This window comes from Spirosoma pollinicola (assembly GCF_002831565.1).
Lineage (GTDB): Bacteria > Bacteroidota > Bacteroidia > Cytophagales > Spirosomataceae > Spirosoma > Spirosoma pollinicola.
Genome location: NZ_CP025096.1, coordinates 1,071,471 through 1,093,233, shown reverse-complemented (window position 1 = coordinate 1,093,233; position 21,763 = coordinate 1,071,471). Strand labels below are relative to the sequence as shown.

General features: G+C 48.6%; 15 protein-coding genes. 6 read left to right on the top strand and 9 right to left on the bottom strand.

Annotated elements, in window-relative coordinates; genetic code table 11:
* The first annotated feature begins 18 nt into the window (after positions 1-18).
* Together CWM47_RS38925 and ruvA are read left to right on the top strand one after the other, a co-directional pair.
* Positions 19-453 (top strand): hypothetical protein, encoded by a 435-nt coding sequence (locus CWM47_RS38925; protein WP_206170605.1) that lies wholly within the window; start codon positions 19-21, stop codon positions 451-453.
* A 107-nt stretch (positions 454-560) separates the two neighbouring features.
* A complete protein-coding gene (gene ruvA, locus CWM47_RS04755; protein ID WP_100986698.1) occupies positions 561-1,154 on the top strand; it encodes a Holliday junction branch migration protein RuvA in 594 nt (197 codons plus the stop codon).
* 109 nt (positions 1,155-1,263) lie between these two features.
* Here the strand turns inward: ruvA and CWM47_RS04750 are convergent, their stop codons facing one another.
* Both CWM47_RS04750 and CWM47_RS04745 read right to left on the bottom strand, forming a co-directional pair.
* Positions 1,264-1,578: a hypothetical protein gene (locus CWM47_RS04750; RefSeq protein WP_100986697.1), complete on the bottom strand. Its 315-nt coding sequence runs from the start codon at positions 1,576-1,578 to the stop codon at positions 1,264-1,266.
* 325 nt (positions 1,579-1,903) lie between these two features.
* Positions 1,904-4,138 carry a S9 family peptidase gene (locus CWM47_RS04745; protein ID WP_100986695.1) on the bottom strand — a complete coding sequence of 745 codons (2,235 nt, stop codon included), beginning with the start codon at positions 4,136-4,138 and terminating at the stop codon, positions 1,904-1,906.
* A 175-nt stretch (positions 4,139-4,313) separates the two neighbouring features.
* Here CWM47_RS04745 and CWM47_RS04740 point away from each other — a divergent pair, with 175 nt between their 5' ends.
* Positions 4,314-7,502 (top strand): SusC/RagA family TonB-linked outer membrane protein, encoded by a 3,189-nt coding sequence (locus CWM47_RS04740; protein WP_240625709.1) that lies wholly within the window; start codon positions 4,314-4,316, stop codon positions 7,500-7,502.
* 2 nt (positions 7,503-7,504) lie between these two features.
* The gene (locus CWM47_RS04735) at positions 7,505-8,815 is read left to right on the top strand and encodes a RagB/SusD family nutrient uptake outer membrane protein (protein ID WP_100986693.1); all 1,311 of its coding nucleotides are present in this window, start codon (positions 7,505-7,507) and stop codon (positions 8,813-8,815) included.
* A 79-nt stretch (positions 8,816-8,894) separates the two neighbouring features.
* Here the strand turns inward: CWM47_RS04735 and CWM47_RS04730 are convergent, their stop codons facing one another.
* Positions 8,895-9,971 carry a Gfo/Idh/MocA family protein gene (locus CWM47_RS04730; protein ID WP_100986691.1) on the bottom strand — a complete coding sequence of 359 codons (1,077 nt, stop codon included), beginning with the start codon at positions 9,969-9,971 and terminating at the stop codon, positions 8,895-8,897.
* A gap of 69 nt (positions 9,972-10,040) precedes the next feature.
* Between CWM47_RS04730 and CWM47_RS04725 the strand changes: the two genes are divergently transcribed.
* Together CWM47_RS04725 and CWM47_RS04720 are read left to right on the top strand one after the other, a co-directional pair.
* Positions 10,041-10,451 (top strand): hypothetical protein, encoded by a 411-nt coding sequence (locus CWM47_RS04725; protein ID WP_100986689.1) that lies wholly within the window; start codon positions 10,041-10,043, stop codon positions 10,449-10,451.
* A gap of 90 nt (positions 10,452-10,541) precedes the next feature.
* Complete coding sequence (locus CWM47_RS04720) at positions 10,542-11,927, top strand: DUF4932 domain-containing protein (RefSeq protein WP_240625708.1); 1,386 nt, start codon at positions 10,542-10,544, stop codon at positions 11,925-11,927.
* Here CWM47_RS04720 and CWM47_RS04715 read toward each other — a convergent pair whose 3' ends face one another.
* The 6 genes from CWM47_RS04715 to CWM47_RS04690 form a co-directional block, all read right to left on the bottom strand.
* Positions 11,928-12,959: a galactitol-1-phosphate 5-dehydrogenase gene (locus CWM47_RS04715; RefSeq protein WP_100993734.1), complete on the bottom strand. Its 1,032-nt coding sequence runs from the start codon at positions 12,957-12,959 to the stop codon at positions 11,928-11,930. It abuts the gene before it with no gap.
* A gap of 61 nt (positions 12,960-13,020) precedes the next feature.
* Positions 13,021-14,607 (bottom strand): McrB family protein, encoded by a 1,587-nt coding sequence (locus CWM47_RS04710; protein WP_100986685.1) that lies wholly within the window; start codon positions 14,605-14,607, stop codon positions 13,021-13,023.
* Positions 14,608-14,646: 39 nt separating this feature from the next.
* Positions 14,647-15,861: a retropepsin-like aspartic protease gene (locus CWM47_RS04705; RefSeq protein ID WP_100986683.1), complete on the bottom strand. Its 1,215-nt coding sequence runs from the start codon at positions 15,859-15,861 to the stop codon at positions 14,647-14,649.
* A 286-nt stretch (positions 15,862-16,147) separates the two neighbouring features.
* Positions 16,148-18,604, bottom strand: a complete 2,457-nt coding sequence (gene thrA, locus CWM47_RS04700; protein ID WP_100986681.1) for a bifunctional aspartate kinase/homoserine dehydrogenase I — start codon at positions 18,602-18,604, stop codon at positions 16,148-16,150.
* A gap of 343 nt (positions 18,605-18,947) precedes the next feature.
* Positions 18,948-19,418, bottom strand: coding sequence for a DUF4126 family protein (locus tag CWM47_RS04695; RefSeq protein ID WP_100986679.1), 471 nt, complete (start codon positions 19,416-19,418; stop codon positions 18,948-18,950).
* Between the two features lie 230 nt (positions 19,419-19,648).
* Complete coding sequence (locus tag CWM47_RS04690) at positions 19,649-21,637, bottom strand: glycoside hydrolase family 97 protein (RefSeq protein WP_100986677.1); 1,989 nt, start codon at positions 21,635-21,637, stop codon at positions 19,649-19,651.
* Between the last annotated feature and the right edge of the window lie 126 nt (positions 21,638-21,763).

Below are 21,763 nucleotides of genomic sequence, written 5' to 3'. Positions count from 1 at the left end.
CTAATTTGCCAGACTCACATGACTACTAAGCCCGCCATGACATCAGACCAGCGATTAGATCAAATCGAGCCCGTTCTAGCCGACGTTGTTCGAACACAGGGACGCATTATTTTTCAAATTGGCAAAATAGTTGATTACGTTACTGACACCCGCGAGCAGGTTACAGTCGTCCTTCAACGTCTTAGTCGATTGGAAATAAAGGTTGACCTGCTGGAAGAACGAACCAGCCAAATAGCCGAAGACGTAGCTGAACTAAAAACAGACGTAGCTGAACTAAAAACAGATGTAGCTGAACTGAAGACAGATGTAGCTGAACTAAAAACAGATGTAGCCGAATTAAAAGCGGATGTAACGTCTTTAAAAGAAGGACAGATACGGATAGAAGCTCGGCAAGATGAAATGCAACAGGACGTAAAAGCCATTTTCAAGCTCTTACAGGAGCGCTTAAAATAGCTTCCCAACAGCCTGATGAACCCACGACATTTCACCTAAAATGTCGTGGGTTTTTTGTATCTTTACTCTCTATAACTACCTTAAAAACAAGCTTTTTCAGTTAACGAATGATTGCTTATTTAGACGGAATTCTGTCCTATAAAGAACCTGCCTACGCCATAATAGACGTACATGGCGTGGGTTATTCGGTTCATATATCTCTCCAAACGTATGCTGTTCTGCCGGGCGGTGGCGACCGAATCAAATTGTTTATTCACCATCTTTTTCGCGAAGATTTACAGGCTCTTTATGGTTTTGCCAACGCCGATGAAAAAAGTCTGTTTCTGGATCTGATTGGTGTGTCGGGTGTTGGGCCAAATACAGCGTTGGGCATGCTTTCTGCCATGCAGCCGGGCGACTTACGACTGGCTATTCTGGGCGAAAACGTCCGGGCAGTACAGGCTATTAAAGGCATTGGTGCAAAAACGGCGCAACGGATCATTCTCGAACTGCGCGATAAGATGAAGAAATCGGGTGTTGTTCCCGATGGCCCAAGTTACCGCCAGCAACCAGCTGCAAACCCCATTCGGGAAGAGTCAATGGCCGCCCTTGTTGCTTTGGGCTTCCCTAAAGCAACGGCTGAGAAAAGTGTCGATGACGCACTAAAAGCTGACCCAGCTCTGAGTGTCGAAGACGTTATTCGGCGGGCTTTACGTCAGTAGTGATTATAAAATGAACGGGCTTAAGATATATTTACCTCAAGCCCGTTCTTCGTGTGTGAATGAATGTACGACGATAATTGTGCAATCGTCGTCTTACAGTTTTTTGGCCTTAGTTAACCCCAGCCCCTTCTTTCTTTTTTTCTTTTGCAACAGCTTTTAGTTCTTTAGCTTCTCCTTTCAGCACTTTCTTTTCGGCCTTTTCCATTTTACGGTCTGCTTTAGCCATCCTCGTTTTTGGATCAGAAATCCCTTTTACTTCCAAGCCTTTATGAGTTCTGGCTTCCATTTTATATTCCTGTGCTTTGGCTACTTTCTTCTCAGCCTTCATCTCTTTTTTGGCAGCTTTGCCTTCCTGAACAGCTTGAGCAATGCTTGGCTGAGCTACAGCCAGGAATGCAATAGCAGCAATGATTAATTTTTTCATAACGAATGATGTTTTGTGCAGTATACTTTTGTATTGATAAGCATGTTAATCGTTCTGAACTACCACAAAACAATTTTGTTCAACAGTATTTTACCTAAGTATATACCCTAGATTAACTATAGAATATAGATATAAATACACAAGTAATTGATTAATAGTACTTTTACATACTTGTGATTTTCCTAAATTTTTAGAAAAAATTTTAGGAAAATCACATTCCTGCCTGAGAGCTCATTAAACTTTTAGCGGCAAAAACGCAGGAAACAAAAAAGCGAAAATATCCAAAAAGCTGTGGTGAACTGGGTGTTTTCGCTTTGGAAGCGCCTTAATTTACTGGGCTACCTTTCAAATTCGTTTCCAGGTAACTGGTATACTGCTGAAACAACAGTAGCTGCGTCCCTGAGCTGTAAGCTACACCGTGAGTACCGGGTGGATATATCCTCAGATCAGCATCTTTTCCGGCATCTTCAAGCGCGTTCATTAGTTGAAACGTATTCCGAACGTGGACGTTTTCGTCCATTGTCGAGTGGGCTATGAACATTTTTCCAGCTAGATTCTTTGCATAGGTCGTTACTGCGCTGGCTTTGTATTTCTCTTCATTTTCGGGAATCAAACCCATGTATCGTTCGGTATAGATGGAGTCATAGAGCCGCCAGTCCGTAACGGGTGCGCCCACGAGCGAGACTTTGAACACGCCGGGGTGGGTAAGCATGGTATAGCTACTCATATAGCCGCCGTAGCTGTGCCCGCGAATCGCCATACGGTTCGCATCGACCCACGGCTGCTTAGCTAAATAAGCCGCCGTTTCAGCAAAATCCAGGCTCTCGTACTTCCCTAGTTTCTCATAAACAACTTTTTCAAATTCACGGCCGTAGCCTCCGCTGCCCCGGTTGTTTACGCCAACCACAATGTAGCCCGTTTGCGCCAGCCACTGATGCCAGGCCGATGCCGAAAACTCATTATAGACTGACTGCGCTCCCGGCCCGCCGTAAATATCCAGCATGACTGGGTATTTTTTTGTGGGATCGAAGTTGAGTGGCTTGATGATCGAAATGTCTATTTGCTGTCCATCGGAGGTAGTAAAGCTGCTTAATTCCTTGGGTGCAAACTCATGACCGGCCAGATAATCCTTTACTTTAGTATTAGTTTCTAGGGTTTTAATAAGTTGCCCTTTTGTGTCGCGTAGTTCCACCTGCGTAGGTGTTGACACGTTTGAGTAACGGTCAATAAAATACTGGCCATTGGGCGAGAAATTGACGGCGTGCCTACCGGGAACAGTGGTGAGCCGACGCTTATTTCTGCCATCTACGTCAATAACAAATAGCTGCCGTTCCAGCGGTGATGCTTCGGTCGACGTGAAATACACCTTCTTCGTTTTCGGATCGATGTGATGAACGTAGCTTACCTCCCACTTACCACTTGTAACCGCATTAAGCAATTTACCCGTGTAATCGTAGCGATATAAGTGGGCAAAACCATCGCGATCTGATACCCAGTAAAACTCCTGAACACCCGCCGGAAAATAGATCAGGTGATTGATACCCGCAAAGAAATCAAATACATCGACCCAGGTCGTTGATTTTTCCTCCATAATCTGTTTGGCATCGCCTGTGCGGGCATTTGCCATAAATAGCCGCAGATGGTTCTGTTTGCGGTTTAAATGCATCAAAGCTAACTGGCCTTCCTGCGATGTCCAGTAGATGCGCGGAATGTAGCCGTCCGGTTCGCCGTCGCGACCTAGATCGACCTTCATCCATTGTTTGGCTTTGTTCGCGATCTCGATAACGCCAATGCGCACTATTGGATTCTGATCGCCAACACGTGGGTACGGCAGTGAGTCGAATTTCTCATCGAACCCTTTGTAATCCGTTAGTTTGTAAATCGGCACCTTCCGCTCGTCGGACTGCCAGAAAGCGATGAACTTACTGTCCGGCGACCAGTCCCAGGCCTGCGCCAGGCCAAATTCCTCTTCATAAGCCCAGCCAAAACGACCGTTATAGAAAGCGGCTTTCGCATCGTCGGTCAGTTGCATTTCTTTCTGTGTCGAAAAATCAAAAACAAACAGATTGCCACCCCGCTCGTAACCGACTTTACTGCCATCGGGAGCCAGTTCGGCGGTTTGTGCATCTTTGGCCACGAGTTTCAGGCTCTTGTCGGCAACCGCATACACATAATAATCCGACACCCCCGACCGCCGGTAGACCGGCCGAAAATTAGCTTGAAACAGAATATTCTTCGAGTCTTTCGACCATTGAAACGAGCCGTACGAAAACGGCTTGTCGGTACCGGGAAATTTTAGGTGACTGCCATCAAAAACGACGTCTTCCTTTTGATCTTTTGGTGAAAGCGTTTTGATGTTCTGCCCGTCGATGAAGGAGAATTTGCTGCCGCCTTCAATCCAGTTTACAGAACGTGGCCCGGCAGATCCGGCTAACTCCCGACCAGACGATAGCGCCTGTTGAAGATTCGTATAGCGTTGTTTAGCTTGTTGAGCAGTGGCCAGGTGCGCCAGCAGGATGGCAATACCCAGCAGCCATCTAGAAAGAGTTTGATTGATCATGAAGTATATATAGAACTTATCTAAGATTCAAATTTACTAAAAAAGTAAGAATTCATTAGTTCTTGTCAAACCCTGGCAATTGATGATGAACGGTAGCCTAGAAGATCATTTTAGCGGTATATTTCGACGTTAATTTTTTTAACAATTTGATAACACCTACCAAATTTCTTCACTTATGACAAACAAATACCCACCCGTTGGGCAACGTGTTCCTTTCCTTGGGATACTTTGCCTAACCCTGCTGTTTTGCACAAACGTATTTGCGCAGACCGCTCGCTTCACAATCAAAGGCCGCGTAACAGACGCGGATAAACTGGCACTGCCCGGCACCACCGTAGTGATTGTTGGCACAACGCTTGGCACCACAACAGATGCCGACGGAAATTACACCTTTCCCGTAACCCTAAAGCCGGGCCCAGTAACCGTTGCGTTTACGGCCATCGGCTACGAAACACTTCGTCAAAACACCACATTAGGTAATGCGGACGAAGTTACGATAAACGCTCAGTTGGTAGCCGCCACCACCAACCTCGATGAAGTTGTAGTAACGGGATCTACCCTGTCAGCACCCAAACGCGAATTGGGCAATGCCATCAGCACAATTAAAGCAACCGATTTGCAACAAACGGGTTCGGGTAACCTGATCAACTCGTTGCAGGGCAAAGTACCGGGTGCGCAGATTACACAAAACTCCGGCGACCCTGCTGGTGGAATCAGCATTCGTTTACGGGGTATCAAGTCGTTGGTTGGCTCATCGGACCCGCTGTACGTGGTCGATGGGGTGATTGTTAGCAATGCAAGCACCAACGTGTCGCAGCTTGCCATTGCCAATGATGTGGGTAATGCCAACGTGGGTCAGAACCGACTCTCGGATATTAATCCCGATGATATTGCAACGCTCAACGTAATTAATGGCGCGGCTGCTGCGGCTCAGTATGGTTCGCGGGCGGCCAACGGCGTTGTTATTATTACAACCAAGCGTGGTCAAAGTGGTAAAGCACAGGTTACGTTCTCAACTTCATTCAACGTCAATGAACTACGCAAAAGCGTACCTGTCAATACGTATGGCAAACAGTTTGGCTTTGCGGCTCTGCGTCTGTATCCGATTGGTGGTATTTCGGCAGCCCAGATTGCGGCCAATCCCGGTACCACAACGACCAGTATTTACCGCGATGGCACGAACACGCCATTGGCAACCAATTTGGTGGATGTGCAACGGTACAACTATTTCGACCAGATTTTCCGGACGGGTTACGGTACAGATAATAATCTGTCTGTTTCGGGTGGCCGCGACAACACACAATATTATGTGTCGTTTGGCTATCTGAAGAATGAGGGGATTATAAAAGGAACCGATTTCACCCGGTATAACCTCCGCGCCCGCATTGATCAGCGACTGGCCAGTTGGGCAAAAATATCGGTGGGGTTAAGCTACATCAATAGCCTTTCCAACGAGAAAGCGAACGGGAACGTATTCTACAGCCCGATCAACTCGGTCAACATTACCAACAACATCTACGACATCACCAAGCGCGATGCGGCTGGAAACTTGCAGGCTGTGGAGCCCACGCGTGTAAATCCACTCTCGACCATCGAAGACATGAAGTTTTCGCAGTCGGTGAGCCGGACAATCAACAGCCTTCAGTTGAATCTGACCCCGCTGAAAGGGCTAAGTATAGACTACATTGTGGGGGTTGACGCCTACTCGCAGTTTGGCAAAAACTACATTCGGCCCTATCCGTATCAGGCAGTGGCCGGTTTGCCAGCCGCCCGCTATCCGGGTGGATTTGCCGCTACCGCTACCAACCAGTCGCTGCAATTCAACAACGACCTGAACGCGCAGTATGAGCATCAGTTCAACGATAAGTTTAAGATAAACTCGGCTATCGGGTATAGCTACCAGTATTTTCAGGCCGATTATTCCTACAACAGTGGGCAAAATCTGGCCCCATTTATTGAAACCGTTAATGGGGCCAGTAGTACAACGTTGGGCGTTGCCTATAACCTGGATCGCTTTAGTTTGAGTGGGTTGTTTGCACAGGCTACGTTTGGTTATAAAAATCTGGCCTTTATTACTGGTGCCGTCCGTCGCGACCAGTCGTCGAAATTCTCGACAAGTCAAACCAACCAGTATTACCCTAAAGTGAGCGGTTCGTTCATTGTGTCGGACCTCGATTTCTGGAAAAATATATCGGGTGGCAACGCATTCAACAGCCTGAAACTACGGGCTAGTTACGGCGAAGCGGGTAACTTGTCGGGTATTGGTTCGTATGCTCGTTTCTACCAGTTTAGCCCAGTGGCTTTTCTGGGTAAGAATACTATAACGCCGGGTACACAATTGGCTAATCCCGAGGTGCAACCCGAACGCATGGCCGAACTCGAAGGCGGTGCTGATTTATCGTTTCTGAGCGGTCGGATTGGGTTGGGCATCACTGCCTACCATCAGAAGATCACCAATCTGGTTGTAAACCGGACGCTGGCCCCAACAACTGGCGGTACCAGTATCGTTAACAACGTAGGCTCGATGGAAAACAAAGGATTTGAAATTGTTCTGGACGCAACGCCCATTAAGACCAAAAATCTGAGCTGGGATGTAACCTTCATTTATAACCAAAACCGCAACAAAGTTCTTGATTTAGGCGGTCTGCCCATTATTAACCCCGATGCATCGTCGGCATCAGGAACGCCGGTTAACTTAATTGTTGGCCAGCCGGTTGGTGTTTTCTACGGCACCGCTTATGCCCGCAATACAGACGGCACGTTGCTGCTTTCGCCTTCGGGTTTCCCGCAGTCCGAACGGGCAAGTGCCCAGGCAAACGGTGCTATCGACTACACGCCGGCGCGTAACTCCGACGGTACATTAGACGTGACCAAACCAACGGCCAACGTGATCATTGGTAACCCAAACCCAAAATGGACGGGTTCGTTCAGCACCAATCTGGCGTATAAAAAACTGAACCTGCATGTTCTTCTGGATATGGTTCAGGGTGTTGATGTTTTCAACGCCGACAAACGGACACGGCAAGGTGTTGGCCTGGGCGATTATGCCGAACAGGAATTACGCGGTACGCTGACGCGCGGTTATATCTTCGGCATCTATAACACGCAGGAGTTTCGGGTTGACAAAGGTTCGTACACCAAGTTGCGCGAAGTCTCCCTCAGTTACACCCTGCCTACATTTGTTAAGGCCATTAGTCGCCTGACACTATCGGCAGTAGGTCGTAACCTGTACTCATGGGACAAATACACGGGCTTCGATCCGGAAACCAATGCCGGTGGCAACAACGACTTGCTGCGGGGCATCGACTTCGGAAACGTTCCTATTCCACGTACCTACCAACTTAAACTGTCAGCGACATTCTAACTATGAAAAAAATAATAACTCCCATTCTCCTTACGGGCTTCATGCTGACGCAGGTTGCCTGTAATAAGGAATATCTGAACCCAAGCACCATCAGCCAGTCGCAAGCCGTTAGCTCGCCCGATGGGTTGATGACCCTTTCCAACGGACTCCAATACCGCTACACAACCGGTGGCGCCTTAAGCGTATTATACGCCAGCACAGCGGGTGGTGGGTTGACGACAAAAGAGGAGGCCGTACTAAACGTTGGTAATCTTGATGAGGCTAACCTCGCCACGGGTGCCGGAAACGTCAGTAACATCAACAGTGTTGTTCGTAACCTCTGGACTCAAAGTCACCTGGTACGCTCAAATGCCGAACTGATTCTGGCAAATACGGGTGTAGTGAGCGATGCCGGAACAAAGAGCGGTATTATTGGCTATGCGTCGATTTTCCGGGCGTTATCGTTGGGAACCCTGGGCTTGTTTTTCGAGCAGTCGCCCGTTACGACAGGCAATAACGTGCCGTTTGTGCCTCGGGCGCAGGTTTTCAAAGAAGCCATCAGCACCCTCGAAACGGCAGCAACGCAGGTCTCAGCCGCTCCCGTATCGGCCGATTTTACGAGTAAGATCGTAACCGGAATTGATATTCCGAACACGATTCAGGCCCTGATTGCCCGTTATGCCTTGTTTTCCGGTGATTACGACAAAGCGCTTGCCGCTGCCGCAAAGGTTGATCTGACGAAAAAATCGGTCTATAACTTCGACGATAACACACGCAACCCGCTGTTCGAATACACCTTTGGCAACCTGAACGTGTTTCAACCAACCAACGCCAGCCTTGGCCTGACCGGTGCCCTCACTCCCGACGCAGCCGACAAACGGATCAGTTTTCTGACCAAGGTTAGTTCTAATCCGGCGGTGGCGCCTGTCGTAGCAACGGCTTTCTATACGGCCAACAATGCGGCTGTTCCTGTTTACCTGCCGGGTGAGATTTTGTTGATTCAGGCGGAAGCCTATGCCCGAAAAGGAGATCTGACCAACGCGGTAGTGGCACTGAACAAAGTCTTGACCAAAACCGCCACTACGGATGTATTTGGTTTGGGAGCAGCTCTGCCAGCTTATGCCGGTGCGCAAACTGCCGATGCCATTTTGACGGAAATTTACCGGAATCGCCAGATCGAATTGGCGTATCAGGGTTTCCGATTGGAAGATAGTCGCCGGTTTAATCGTCCGGGTCCGGGCGCAACGGGTGCCGAGCGGAATCGTAACTTTTTCCCCTACCCGCTAACGGAGCGTAACAATAATACAAGCACGCCCGCCGATCCAGCGAATTAACGTAGTGCCGACCGTCCCGGTCGGGTGCAAAAACGGCCCAACTGCCGTATGGCATTGCTCCCGACCGGGACGGTCGGCACTACAATTTCACCGGCAAGCCCGTTCTCGTTGATTCGTAAATGGCCTGAAATAGGGCCACTACATTCCGGCCTTCCTGACCTGTTACAGACGGTGCACGTCCTTCGCGAATGGCGTCGCAGAACTCGGCAATTTGCAGACCGAAATAATAAACCGTTGCGTCGATGGTGTTGAAAAAAGCGGTGTCTTCTTCGATGAATTGAGCCAGCAAATTCTCTTCGCCCGGCACCGTCCAAAGGTCATTAACGGGCGGGTCGGTGATGGTCGACATACCGGCAATAAACAAAGCTCCGCCATCGGTTTGAACGCCAACCGATGCGCCGTTCTCTCCATGTACATGGACTTTTCCGAAGATGCCCGGCTTTTGTGAGTTGCTCACAATAACATTACCCAGCCCGCCATTTTTAAATTTCACAATGGCCAGTGCTGTGTCATCTACCTCAATATATGGGTGGTTCAGATTGCGCCAAACACCATATACTTCGTCGGCTTCGCCCATGTACCAGAGCAACAGATCGAGTTGGTGTGGTGACTGGTTGACCAGTACACCGCCCCCTTCTTCGGCCCAGGTGCCGCGCCAGGCATCGCTTTGGTAATAGGCTTCACTACGCCAGCCGAGCATCTGGATCGTGCCCAGCACAGGATTTCCAATTTTTCCGGTATCGATAGCTTCCCGAATGCGCTGACTGGGTGCATAAAAGCGTCGCTGGCTGATAACGCCCAAATGGCGATTGTTCCGTTTTGCCGCTTCCATCATGGCATCGCAGTCTTCGAGCGTTGACGCCAGTGGTTTCTCAACCAAAACGTGCGAACCCGCGTTTAAAGCAGCCACAGTGGGTTCACGGTGGGCGGGGTGCGTTGTACAGACAAGACAGAGGTCCACGTTTTCCCGGTCAATCATGTCGTACACATCACTGTACGCATGTATACCGTATTTATTGGCAAAGTCTTCCGCTTTCTGATACGTCCGGCCATAAACGGCGACTAATTCGGCATTAGGGGTGTCGAGAACGGCCTGGGCGTGGAGGTGAGCCACTTTGCCGGGGCCAATGATGGCAATGCGTATGGGTTCAGGCATAATTTTTTAAACGTCTTCCAACGAAATGCGTTTTCGATAGGTCTTCTACTCAAACAAAGACTCAATTATATGCAACGGAGCGCGTTTTTCACCCTACTGACAACAATCATTTTCGGTTCATGTCAGAAAGACAAGTTAATTGGCCCGTCCGATTTGCTGTATAACCGGTGGCATTTAACCCAAACCCGAACGCTGGATAGCCATGTTTGGCAATCCAGAGATACGGATGCCTATTACACAATCGAATACCGACAAGACGGCACAGTGGCTTATCAGCGAAATGGTGTAACGACCCCGGCTAATTGTTGCGCCCCCACCAAGTTCAATCGCCAGGGAATTGTCGTCAACTACACTGACTGGGTTATCTGTCCAACTGCTTTCTGTGCAACTACCAAGAAAACTATAATTACTCAGCTAACAGACGACTTGCTTGAGTTGAATGATGGCTATACGATCAGTCAGTACGAAGTGGCCAAATAGAAACTGTTTGCATCAATAAGATTTCATGTATTAGTGATACTGTTACGCCTTTTTGCTAAAATGCAGGTGCAATTCAACACACCCGACCACATGAAAAGAATAGCCACTTTTCTGCTGATTATCTTCACAATACTTGACGCATCAGGGCAAACGGCCACCCCTCCCACCCTTCGTACGAAGCAGAATAGAATCGTTATGTACATTGATGGTGAACGGTCAAACTTTAACGGTGTCAACGACGTGCCTAAAGATTTTTCTTACAATTTCCCTCTTGAGAAAGCATCCGTTCCGTTTGTACTGGTTACAGAAAAAGACTCTGTCGTTATGACTCTACAGCATAACGCTATGACTGATTTTCAGATAATTCGTGAAGCCAAAGGCGATACCTTACTGGGTCATTTTACGAGTCATAAATTCGTTAAAGCGGCCACATTCACAGATGCTTATAAAAAAGCTAATGAAGGCAAGACGAGCGTTGAAGTACCTGAAGTCTATGAACTCATAAACGTCATTTTTGCACTCACTAACTATGGAAAGACACCTGCCATTTATAAGGAGACCGACTATTATAAGCAGGTCATGAGGCACTTCTCGCCCTACAAAAATCATCCGGCAGTTCGCACGGTTGATTCCCTGCTGTTGAAGTCAGAGGATAACTACGCCAATCTAAAAATGGACAGTTACGCTTACTTATTCCAAGGCAATAAACTCGTAAAAAGCCCCATTTATGACCGGGCAAGTTGGGGAGAAGTCAATCAATTGACTCCGTATGTTCCTAAACTGGAACAGTTTACCAAACAGGCCAATTTTCGCTCGTTTTTCCAGAAACATACGCCTTATTACAATAGTCTGATAACTGACTTCAAGAAGAATGTGGACGTAGCGACGATGAAAGCGTGGCTGGAAAAGCAATTCCCTTCCACGCATTATTCCGCGGTAAAAATACTATTCTCGCCCCTTGTTGGCTGGAATCAATCGGCCAACCACTTCACCGACAATGGCTTTACGGAAGCACAGTCCCACATCAATTATCCATTTATTGACGACAGTCAAGCCAAACAACCTAAAAATATTACAAGAGGCCAGCGAATGATTATCGCTTTTACTGAATTAAATCACACCTACCTTAACCCCGAAGCAGAAGCCGACAGGAATAAAAAAGCGGTTTCAGATGCCTATAAAAACCTGACCAAGTGGATAACAGCGGGCAAATCGTCGGCTAACTACAACAATGCTTTTTCGTGTTTTGAAGAATACATGAATTATTCGCTCGTCACCTTACTGTTCAACGACCTGTTTGACGAACAAACATTTGCTGTCCTTAATAGAGACCTCGAAAATCGCATGGCTAACCGGGGTTTTCAGCAATTCACCGGGTTCAATCAGGAATTACTTCGATTGTATAAAACCAAAAAACCGGGCCAAACCGTTGCCGATTTGTACCCGGATATTATAGCATGGGCCGCTAAACAATGATTACGGTTTTAACACGACCTTTATTAATCCCTTCTCTTTCTCGTATAACCGTTTGAACCAGTCGGCACCTTCATTTAGTGGCGCTTCGGCACTGAGAATGGCTTCGACATTTATCCGGCCCGATGAGATCAGGGCCAGCGCGGCTTCATATTCGCCATTGATGGCGCACGAGCCCTGTAGCCGTAATTGGCGGGTTACAATGGCCTGCAAAGGCATTTCAACCGTTGGCGCAAGGTTGCCTACCAACGTTACCGTGGCCCCTTTCCGAACACAGTCGATAGCGGTTTTAACAGCTGGACCTGCGCCTACGACTTCAAAGGATACATCGGCTCCGCGCCCACCAGTAAGTTCTTGTACCTGTTTGGCTATCTCACCACTTTCGGCATTTATAGTATGCGTTGCCCCAAGTTCTTGCGCTAAAGCAAGCCGATCATCGTCAAGGTCAATAGCTATGATAGTGCCGCACCCAGACAGTTTTAAGGCTTGAATTACGAATAGGCCAATCATGCCCGACCCGACAACCACCGCCGAATCGTTCACCTGAATGGGCGTCAGACTAACGGCATGGAGCGCCACGGCAACCGGTTCAACCAAAGCCGCCTGCGTAAAACTGACATTATCAGGAATCGCATACAGAATATGCTGGGGAATGGCTACGAATTCGGCAAATGCGCCATGTCGCTTAAAATCGGGCGTTGATACGCCCACTACTTCGCGGCCATCGCTCAGGTTATACTGGCCCCGACGGCTGTACCAGTCGTCGAGAACATACACCGTCGAATCGAAGGTAACGCGGTCGCCGGTGGCCCAGTTTTTTACATCGCTGCCTACTTCGGCAATAATGCCGCTGGCTTCATGACCCATTACGATGGGCGGAATCCGTCGACCGCTGCTGCCGTCCATTCCATGTACATCGGAGCCACAAATGCCAACCGCCTGCACGCGTACCAGCACCTCGTTTGGCCGGATGGTTGGAGTTGGTACGTCTTGTAAATCGAACTGATTGTATTGAGTGAGGACTAGTGCTTTCATGAGTAACGCGGACATCCTGTCCGCAAAAATAGTACTTTATGAAGCGGACAAGATGTCCGCTCTACTGCTTCTGATAAATTCGAACAAAGGCATCGGCCGGTATTTGTTCACAGTTATCATCTTTTAGACTTGGGTTAATTTCATAGGTTACTATTTCATCTACAGAATCCGGCATTTCGCCAAATAACTTACTGGCTGCTACCGACGTATATTTTTTCTTAATCCGAATCAAACGTAAGTCGGGGTCTTTACCCCAGGCGGGATTGTCGCCCAGAACAAGCTGAATCTTAGCCCAATCATTAAAAAAATATTCCTGCAGCAGCGGAATAATCCGATCACGAAAGACGGCACAAAGTTCAGCGTGGGTTTCGACCGTTGTAAAATAGGCATGACCAATCTGATGGTCCCGGTCGAGCAGGTATTCGATACGCTCGTTGATGGTCCGCAGCAATTGGGCCAGATCAATACCGTCGATAACGCCTAAAATCGTTGGATCGGGCAGCATTTCCCGAAACGAGAACCGGCGTCGAAGGGCAATATCCAACAGCGCAATCGAGCGGTCGGTGGTGTTCATGGTTGCCACAACGAATAGATTTAGCGGCACGCCAAAACGCTCCTGCGAATAGGGTAAGGTAAGCCAAAGTTCATTGGCTGCACCCAGCCGCTTGTCGGTTTCGAGCAGTGTAATCAAATCCCCGAACACACTGGCAACGTTGGCGCGGTTGACCTCGTCGATGAGCAAATAATAGGCTGGTGCTTTTTTTAACTTTCGGGTACGGTTTTCCACCGAGTCGTTCAGGCAGTCGGCCAGAGTGCCGTATCCCGCCTGTTGAATGGCCGACATACAGGCTTTATAAAAAATACCCTTGCGAATTTTGTAGCTGATTTGCCCGTTGAGTACCTCCGGTCGAATGCCCTCAATAAACTCTTCGTAGCTGTAGGATGGATGGAACGTAATAAACGAGTTATTTTCCCGCAAATAGGGCTGTAAGGCAAACGTTTTGCCCGTACCTGGTGGGCCAAACAGAATGAGATTATGGGGTTGATTTGGCAGCGCTGGCTCTAGTTCATACCCGGCTTCCGGCTCCTCAACGGCATTACCGTTCGACACCCGATCTGCCAGCGTTGGATCATCGGCAAGCCGGATAACTTCACTCAGAAAAGCTTCGTCTTCGGCGGCCCGGTACACATCGGCGTTATGTCGGGCGGAGTGCGGCCCCCGTTTACTCGTCTCGACCAGTTCGAGCAGGCAGTCTTCCCAGCAGGTTCGCAGCACCGGCATATACAGCAAATGCACATTCGACTGCCCAATGATGACGGCCAGATAATCGGACTTTTCGGTCAGGGGTTCAAAAACCAGTTCCTCAATGGTTTTCAGCCGATCCTGACAGGATTTCTTAATGGTAAGGTGGTATTCAACTTCACTGCGACGCTGGCGTTGAATACGCAGAGCCTGAAAGAAATTGATATGCGCCGTGATGGCGGCTTTCTCCTGCCGAACCGTAAAGGCCAGCCGGGCATCGCCATTGGGCAGGTTAACCATGTCGATCAATTCCTTTAACAACCCAAAAAATCGCCGAACAGCTTCGGGGTGATCAATATCACGAATGCGGTCAATGAGGGGTTGTTGTTGGGTATCGGCTAGCACAGGAAAGAGGAAATTGTCGTTTACGAAGCTACGAAACTTTCAGCGTTTTGTGGCTTTCATCTCGGTATAGCCGAAATGATTGTTCAGGTAATCAATCGTGAGACGGCCTTTTTGAAAAGGTGCATTACTAATGACACCGTCACAGATGATGTTCAACGAACTATACTCAACGGGCGATAAATAAGTAGACTTCCGGCTAAATGATTGACCGCTTGTCTGAAACGTAAAACCCTTCACATAACGAAACAGGCCTATTTTCATTTTACCAATGCCAAAGGTTGCCCCCGGCCTTTTCCTGGTCTTATATTCTCCAAGTTTAGCGGCTCCTTTCTCCCGTAAATCAACACTATTGGAACCGGAGTCAAAATACATATTGAGTGGGTTGTCCGAAGATGTGCGAACAATCAGAATAGGATGCCCTATACCAAATAGATTTTTTTCGGCGGTTGAGTCTATAACAGGCTTACAGATCATAAGCGTCTGTGCTTTGAAATCAGCCGTATAAGCGAGCTTTTGCAGAATATCCCAGCCCAACAGGCCATCGACGTGCATCCGTTTGAAAACGCTATTCTTTGCCGTGTAGATTATTGGTACATTCTTTAGTTGAACGTTACCAAATGACAGTGAATCAAGTAGGCCGACAGGCTCCTTAATCATTGTGCCAACCGAATTCTGAAAGTTTATATTCGCTAAAGGCTTTACCTTCAGTTCGTCATTCAACTTATGAGAAACAATTGAAAAACTAGCCCCCGAATCGAGGATGAGCCGTACAGGCTTTCCGTTAAGAAACACCTCTACGATAATATAACTATGCTTTCGAATCGTGACGGGAATCACTAAACTGTCGGTGGAGAAATTGACGTGCATGGCCGGATGTACGGCTAACAAGCTAGCCAACTCATAGAACTCTGGCTTCTCATTTATCTGGTCAGCAAATTTCACATACTCCGCGTAGTTACCCCGCCAGAAGTAAAGCTCGTTTAGCAAGTGATAACGAGCTACCCCGCTCAACGGGGAGGTCGTCTGTAAAGCCACTTTCTTCAGCAATGCTTCAGCCTTATCAAATCGGTGGTACAGGCTGTGCTCCATAGCGTTGATATAATCGCGTGAAATGGAATCTAATGTATTGTAATCAATAGCCTCGAAGTCGAAGTTTTCTAAAGCTACAGTCGGGTCTTTATAAGCGGTGTTCTGCTGAGCGAAAACGGAGAATGAAAGAAATAAAAAGCAGGCAAGCGAGAGCCAAAAGCGCATGGTGCGGGGGTAAGAGTATAGCCGATTTACGCAATGAGACTGTTGAAAGTCTCTAAGTCACCTACTTGTAAAGGCCGCCGGTGCGGCACTACAGTTCTCTATTCTTACGCCAGATAGCTCCCGATACTTACTACATCGGCAAATACGTCCGAAGCCATTACCTGCTCTATGCACGCGGCTGGCGCGGGTATTTACCCGTGCCAGTTCATGAAGTCAGTATTCACTGACGCAAGCGAATGCTTGCTTCACAAAAAGGCACGGGTAAATACCCGCGCCAGCCACATCTCTACGCCAAATAGCTTCCGATACTCACCACATCGGCAAACACGCCCGAGGCCGTTACCTCCGCACCGGCACCCGGTCCTTTGATCACTAAGGGCCGGTCTTTATACCGCTCGGTGGTGAACGAAACGATGTTGTCGGCGCCGGTTAATTGATAGAACGGGTGGTCAGCATCGACTGGTTTTAAGCCAATGGTCGCTTTGTTGTTCTCGAAACTAGCCACAAACCGGAGTTTTTCGCCTTTCTCATAAGCAGTGCTGAGCAGATTCTCGAAGTAGTCATTGTTGCGCTCTAATTCCTCAAAAAAGGCAGGAATCGTGGGTGCATCCAGACACGACTTCGGCAGCAGGTTCGTAATTGTAACATCGTCCGGCTCAAGTGGAAAACCGGCTTCCCGGGCCAGAATCAGGATTTTCCGGGCTACATCCAGGCCGCTCAGGTCATCGCGGGGGTCGGGTTCGGTATAGCCCTTTTCTTTGGCTTCGCGCACCACATCGGCAAAGGAAATGCCGGGGCGGAAGGTGTTGAAAATATAGGACAACGTACCCGATAGAATCGCTTCAATTTTAAGAAAACGGTCGCCGGAGGTCATCAGCCCCTGCACGGTATTGATAATCGGCAGGCCAGCCCCCACGTTGGTTTCGTAGAGGAACTTGACGCCCCGATTCAGGGCTGTGCGCTGTAACCGTCGGTACTCGCTATAGGGGCCGGAATTGGCAACTTTGTTCGGTGTTACGACCGAGATATTGGCATCCAGCAAGGATTCGTAAAACTGCACAATGTCTTTGTCCGACGTACAGTCGATAAATACCGAGTTGGGCAGGTTATAGTCTTTTATTTTCTCGACAAAGGCCGGTAGCGACGTCGTGACGCCATCCGTTAAAAGCCGTTCGCGCCAGCCGTCCAACGAGATACCTTTTGGGTCAAGCACCATCTTTTTGGTGTTCGTCATACCCACCACGCAAACCTTCAGCAGCTTCTCCGAACGCAGGTATTCTGACTGGTCGAAGATCTGTTTCAACAGCGTTTTCCCAATCAGACCCGTACCCACCAGATAGAGGTTTAGTACGCGGGCTTCGGACTGGAAGAAGATGTTATGCAGCGAGTTAAGGGCTTTCGAGAGGTTATTTTTATTAATAACCACCGAGATGTTGATCTCCGACGACCCCTGCGCCACAGCCACAATGTTGACGCCGTTTTTACCCAGTACAGAAAACAGTTTCCCGGCAATACCGGAGCTTTTCTTCATCCCCTCACCCACCGTCGCAATAACCGACAGATCGCGTTCAATAGCGATGTTGTCGATGTGCCCGTGAGCAATTTCGGTGGCGAACTCAGCGTCAAGAATTGTCTTTACGTTCTCGGCTCCGCGCGGGTCGATGGCAAAGCAAATTGAGTGCTCCGACGAAGCCTGCGAAATCAGAATCACGCTGATTTTATGGGCCGCCAACACGCCAAATAGCTTGGCCGATACTCCCGCCACGCCAATCATACCGGAACCCTGTACGTTCACGAGGGCAATATCGTCGATGCTCGAAATACCCGTTATGGTATACTGACGCCGTTCGGCGGTGCGGCTCACCACGGTGCCTTCGTGTGTTGGATTGAAGGTGTTGAGCACCCGAACCGGAATATTGCGGGCAAACGCCGGTTGCAGACTTGGTGGATAAATTACTTTGGCCCCAAAGTGCGACAGTTCCATCGCTTCGGCATAGGTGATGGTTGGAATATTAAACGCGTTGGGCACCTTGCGCGGGTCGGCGGTCATCATTCCGTCAACATCCGTCCATATGTCGATAACCTCTGCATTCAGAGCCGCGCCCAGGATGGAAGCCGTATAGTCGGAACCACCCCGACCGAGGGTTGTCGTTTCGTTTTTTTCGGTCGAGCCAATGAAGCCCGTCACCAGTTGCAGGTCAGACGTTTTGGCGAAATGCTCTTGAATGAGTTGGTTCGTCAGGGTATAATTTACCTCAGCCTGTCCAAACTGGGTATCCGTTTTAATGATCTTGCGGGCATCGCAAAACTGCGCGGGAATACCCAGACTTTTTACGCATTCGGTAATAACCGTTGTCGATAGGCGTTCGCCAAAGCTGGTAATCAGGTCATGAGTACGAAGCGTAAGCTCGCGGATGAGCGAAACACCCCGCAGTAAATCTTCCAGTTCGTTAATAATGCCCCGAATGTGCGCGAATACTTTGCTTTGTTCTTTAACTGGAATCAGGGCCTTTATTACATTAAAATGGCGATCCTCAATTCGGCGAACCAGTTCCATGTAGTCGGTTTCGCCAGTCGTAGCCATCCGCCCAATCTCGATAAGCTGATTGGTAATGCCACCCATCGCCGAGAACACGACCGCTATCTGGTCGCCGTTTTGCCGATGGTTTTCAATGATCTGGATAACCTGTTTTATGCTATCTACGGACCCAACCGAGGTGCCGCCAAATTTAAGAACCTGCATTTGTACTGGTGAATGAGCGAATGAGCGAATGAGTGAGTGGCTGAATCACCGACGATCTGTTACTACCGAGCGGTAAATTCCGGGCAAACACTCTTAACAAATTAATCCGGTAGACGTTGATGAGGGTTATTTCGGAAACGCAAAGATAACATGGTAAGCTTATTTCCGGGTGTTTACAACAGAAAAGGCGCCTTACCATGAGCGCCTTTTCCATTGACAGTTAATCCCCTACAATTAAGATGCCGTACTCAGTTAATGGATAATGAAAAATTGATAGTGCTAAATGCTAAAACTATGCTTTTTGCACATTATTGATCCTTCATTCTACATTATAAATTGTACATTATTCATTTATAGTCAGCAAGCCCAAACCCATAGTCAATGCATCTTCGGCCAGAGCGACTACAGTGTCTGGCAAATCCTTCTCGTGCGTCAGCCAATGGCGCAGGTGGTAGAATGCAAAGCTGCCAACAGCGGCACCCACAGCTCCCAAAACTGCGCCATAGGCAACGGGTTGTCCATCAGCTTCGGTTAGTGCAGCACCAGACGCAGCCCCGGAAATCAAACGGAAGGGCAATTGTGCCGGCGCAATCCGACTTGGTGCATTGGGCATTTTGTCGCCAATTAATTCGCCACCCGCCAATACAGCCAGGGTGTTAGCGGCTTTGGACGAGGTCAAAAAATGAAATTTAGAATCCGGCAGCGGATTCGGGGTTTCACGCGATAGTTTATGACTAACAAAAGCAGGTGCCGACATGGCACGCATCCCCGCAACAATTCCTATCTGGAAGGCATTCAAATATGTTCGAATCATGGTTGTTTCCGTTGAGTGTTATGAGTCAAAACAGGAACCAATCATCTTTGTTTTTGGAACGTAATCTGGGGCGGGTATGTACGATCTGGCACGGGTATTTACCCGTGCCTGTTCATAAAGCAAGCCGGTCCGGCGTCCCGGTTCGCTTGCGTCAGTAAATACTGACTTCATTAAAAGGCACGGGTAAATACCCGCGCCAGATCGTACATACCCGTACCAAAACGCCCGGTTCACTGTTTCCTCAACCGGATAACCTGCCCTCCACCCGCTGCCAGTTTTATGGTTAGCACATCGGCTCGTGTAATCGTCCTGATTTGTTGGGTCAGGTGGTTAGGGTTTTGGGCAACGTCGGGGGCATCGGAATAGAGGTCGGCGGTGTAGTTTCCTTCGGGAAGAAAATCAAACGGAATCGAAATTTCCCGCGCTCTTGAATTGGTGATACTGCCAATAAACCAGTCGTCGCCTGTGCGTCGGGCAATGGTGATAAACTGACCAACAGCGGCATTGAGTACCCGAACTTCATCCCAGACTGTTGGTATTTGTTTCAGGAAGTCGAATCCCGGCTGACCTTTGTAGGCGTCGGGGTAGTCTGCTACCATACCCAGGTAACTTTCGGTCACCACATACATAGCTAACTGATGGCATCGCGTGCCGTGCATGAGCGGGCGAGTATATTGAATTTTGTACTGGTTATCGGGTACCGCCCGGAAACCACCCAGGTGCATATCCATTGGCCCGGCCAGGAGCCTCGTAAACGGAAACGAAATGTCGTGATCGGGGGTATCCAGACCGCTCCATTTACTGGTTTCATAATTGAGCGTTGCTTCGCGGGTCAACTCATTCGGATACGTCCGATGCATACCGGTGGGTTTGTATGACCCATGAAACTGAATATGCAGTTTATGTTCGGCCGCTTTTTGCAGAATACGCTCCTGAATAGCAACCATCTCCTGATCATCCCGATCCATAAAATCGACCATCAGCCCCTTGATGCCCCAGCGTTCATACTGTGCAAACACCGAGTCAATTTTCGGGTATAAGGCCGTCCAGAACACCCACACCCGAATGCCCACACCTTTCGTTTTGGCATAGTCGCACACCTGCTGCATATCCAGTCCCGGCACAGCTTTGGCCGCATTGACATTTGGTCCCGGCACGAACCCCGCGCCATCGTTTACGTACCATTCGTGCAGTCCATATTCAACCACCGAATGATACTCAATGTGGTTCGCGGCACAGAAGTCGATGTAATATTTCTGGGTGTCGAAGTTATTGCCCGGCGCAAAACTTGTATCCGGCGTTACGTTTCCATTCCACCAGGGGAAAGTTGTTTTTCCGGCTTTCAGCCACGACACATCGACAATCTTCGACGGTTCGTTCAGGCTCGTCAGGATATTGGATTCAATCAATGCACCAACCCGGTCGCTAATCAGCATGACCCGCCAGGGCGTTTTGTGGGGCAAAATGGCTTTCACTTTGTTTTCTGTCTGACCGGGCAGGGGCGAAAGCTGGCTCGTTAATACCGAACTACCCGACGGCCCGTTTTTCATTGTCAGGTACATGCCTGCATAATCGTGCAGAGCGGCTTCGGTAATGGCTAAGTACGTTTTATCCGGAAATTCGAACAACGCGGGCATATCCATCAAGGTATCGTTTTTAATACTTCCTAGCAGTGTAGTGGTGTATAATCCCTCGTGCGAACTGGTGAAGTTGGGCAGAAACAGCGCCCTAACCGTGGGGTTTTGGGTTAGTTGGAAGGTTGTATTTTCGTCGGTCAGTACATACGATGACCAATTTTCCTGTTCAGGAAACTCATACCGAAACGCGACACCATCATCAAACACCCGGACGACCAGGTTAATCTGACGTTTGTTGCCCTCCTTTTCGTACAAGGGTATGGTTGTTTCCCGGCAGTGATTTCTCGCTTTTTTAACTTTGCCCACTACCAATTCGTAAGTCTCGTCAATGATTCGGGTTATTGACTTTCTCTGCGTCAGGTTTGGCCCAAAAACACCCGTCTGCTGAAATGTCAGACTTAACTCTGAGGGTTCAACGAGTGTTTTTTCATTGAACGTAACCTTATACGACGGGGCTGTTTTGGAGAGATTGAAGACAAAGTCGATTTGTCCATTAGGCGATCTGACATGCAAATTTTTCTGGGCTAGTCCAGGTAAAACGGCGACAAAAAACAGCAGAGATAGGGCCAATAATTGTTTCATTAAACCAGAGGATTAGGATCGGTTACGGTAATGGATGCAGATCGCACATGACATGTTACAGTTGCAGTAAACATCTGTCAATCATTTCGTCGGTCTGTTGCGTCAACACAATCTGTAAAAATAGGC

What these genes read in the sequence shown, in the direction of transcription:
- CWM47_RS04730 (WP_100986691.1), bottom strand. Translation starts at nt 9,971, where the DNA reads ATGCCTGAACCCATACGCATTGCCATCATTGGCCCCGGCAAAGTGGCT.
- CWM47_RS04695 (WP_100986679.1), bottom strand. Translation starts at nt 19,418, where the DNA reads ATGATTCGAACATATTTGAATGCCTTCCAGATAGGAATTGTTGCGGGG.
- CWM47_RS04715 (WP_100993734.1), bottom strand. Translation starts at nt 12,959, where the DNA reads ATGAAAGCACTAGTCCTCACTCAATACAATCAGTTCGATTTACAAGAC.
- CWM47_RS04740 (WP_240625709.1), top strand. Translation starts at nt 4,314, where the DNA reads ATGACAAACAAATACCCACCCGTTGGGCAACGTGTTCCTTTCCTTGGG.
- CWM47_RS04750 (WP_100986697.1), bottom strand. Translation starts at nt 1,578, where the DNA reads ATGAAAAAATTAATCATTGCTGCTATTGCATTCCTGGCTGTAGCTCAG.
- CWM47_RS04725 (WP_100986689.1), top strand. Translation starts at nt 10,041, where the DNA reads ATGCAACGGAGCGCGTTTTTCACCCTACTGACAACAATCATTTTCGGT.
- CWM47_RS04745 (WP_100986695.1), bottom strand. Translation starts at nt 4,138, where the DNA reads ATGATCAATCAAACTCTTTCTAGATGGCTGCTGGGTATTGCCATCCTG.
- CWM47_RS04735 (WP_100986693.1), top strand. Translation starts at nt 7,505, where the DNA reads ATGAAAAAAATAATAACTCCCATTCTCCTTACGGGCTTCATGCTGACG.
- ruvA (WP_100986698.1), top strand. Translation starts at nt 561, where the DNA reads ATGATTGCTTATTTAGACGGAATTCTGTCCTATAAAGAACCTGCCTAC.
- CWM47_RS04690 (WP_100986677.1), bottom strand. Translation starts at nt 21,637, where the DNA reads ATGAAACAATTATTGGCCCTATCTCTGCTGTTTTTTGTCGCCGTTTTA.
- CWM47_RS04720 (WP_240625708.1), top strand. Translation starts at nt 10,542, where the DNA reads ATGAAAAGAATAGCCACTTTTCTGCTGATTATCTTCACAATACTTGAC.
- CWM47_RS38925 (WP_206170605.1), top strand. Translation starts at nt 19, where the DNA reads ATGACTACTAAGCCCGCCATGACATCAGACCAGCGATTAGATCAAATC.
- thrA (WP_100986681.1), bottom strand. Translation starts at nt 18,604, where the DNA reads ATGCAGGTTCTTAAATTTGGCGGCACCTCGGTTGGGTCCGTAGATAGC.
- CWM47_RS04705 (WP_100986683.1), bottom strand. Translation starts at nt 15,861, where the DNA reads ATGCGCTTTTGGCTCTCGCTTGCCTGCTTTTTATTTCTTTCATTCTCC.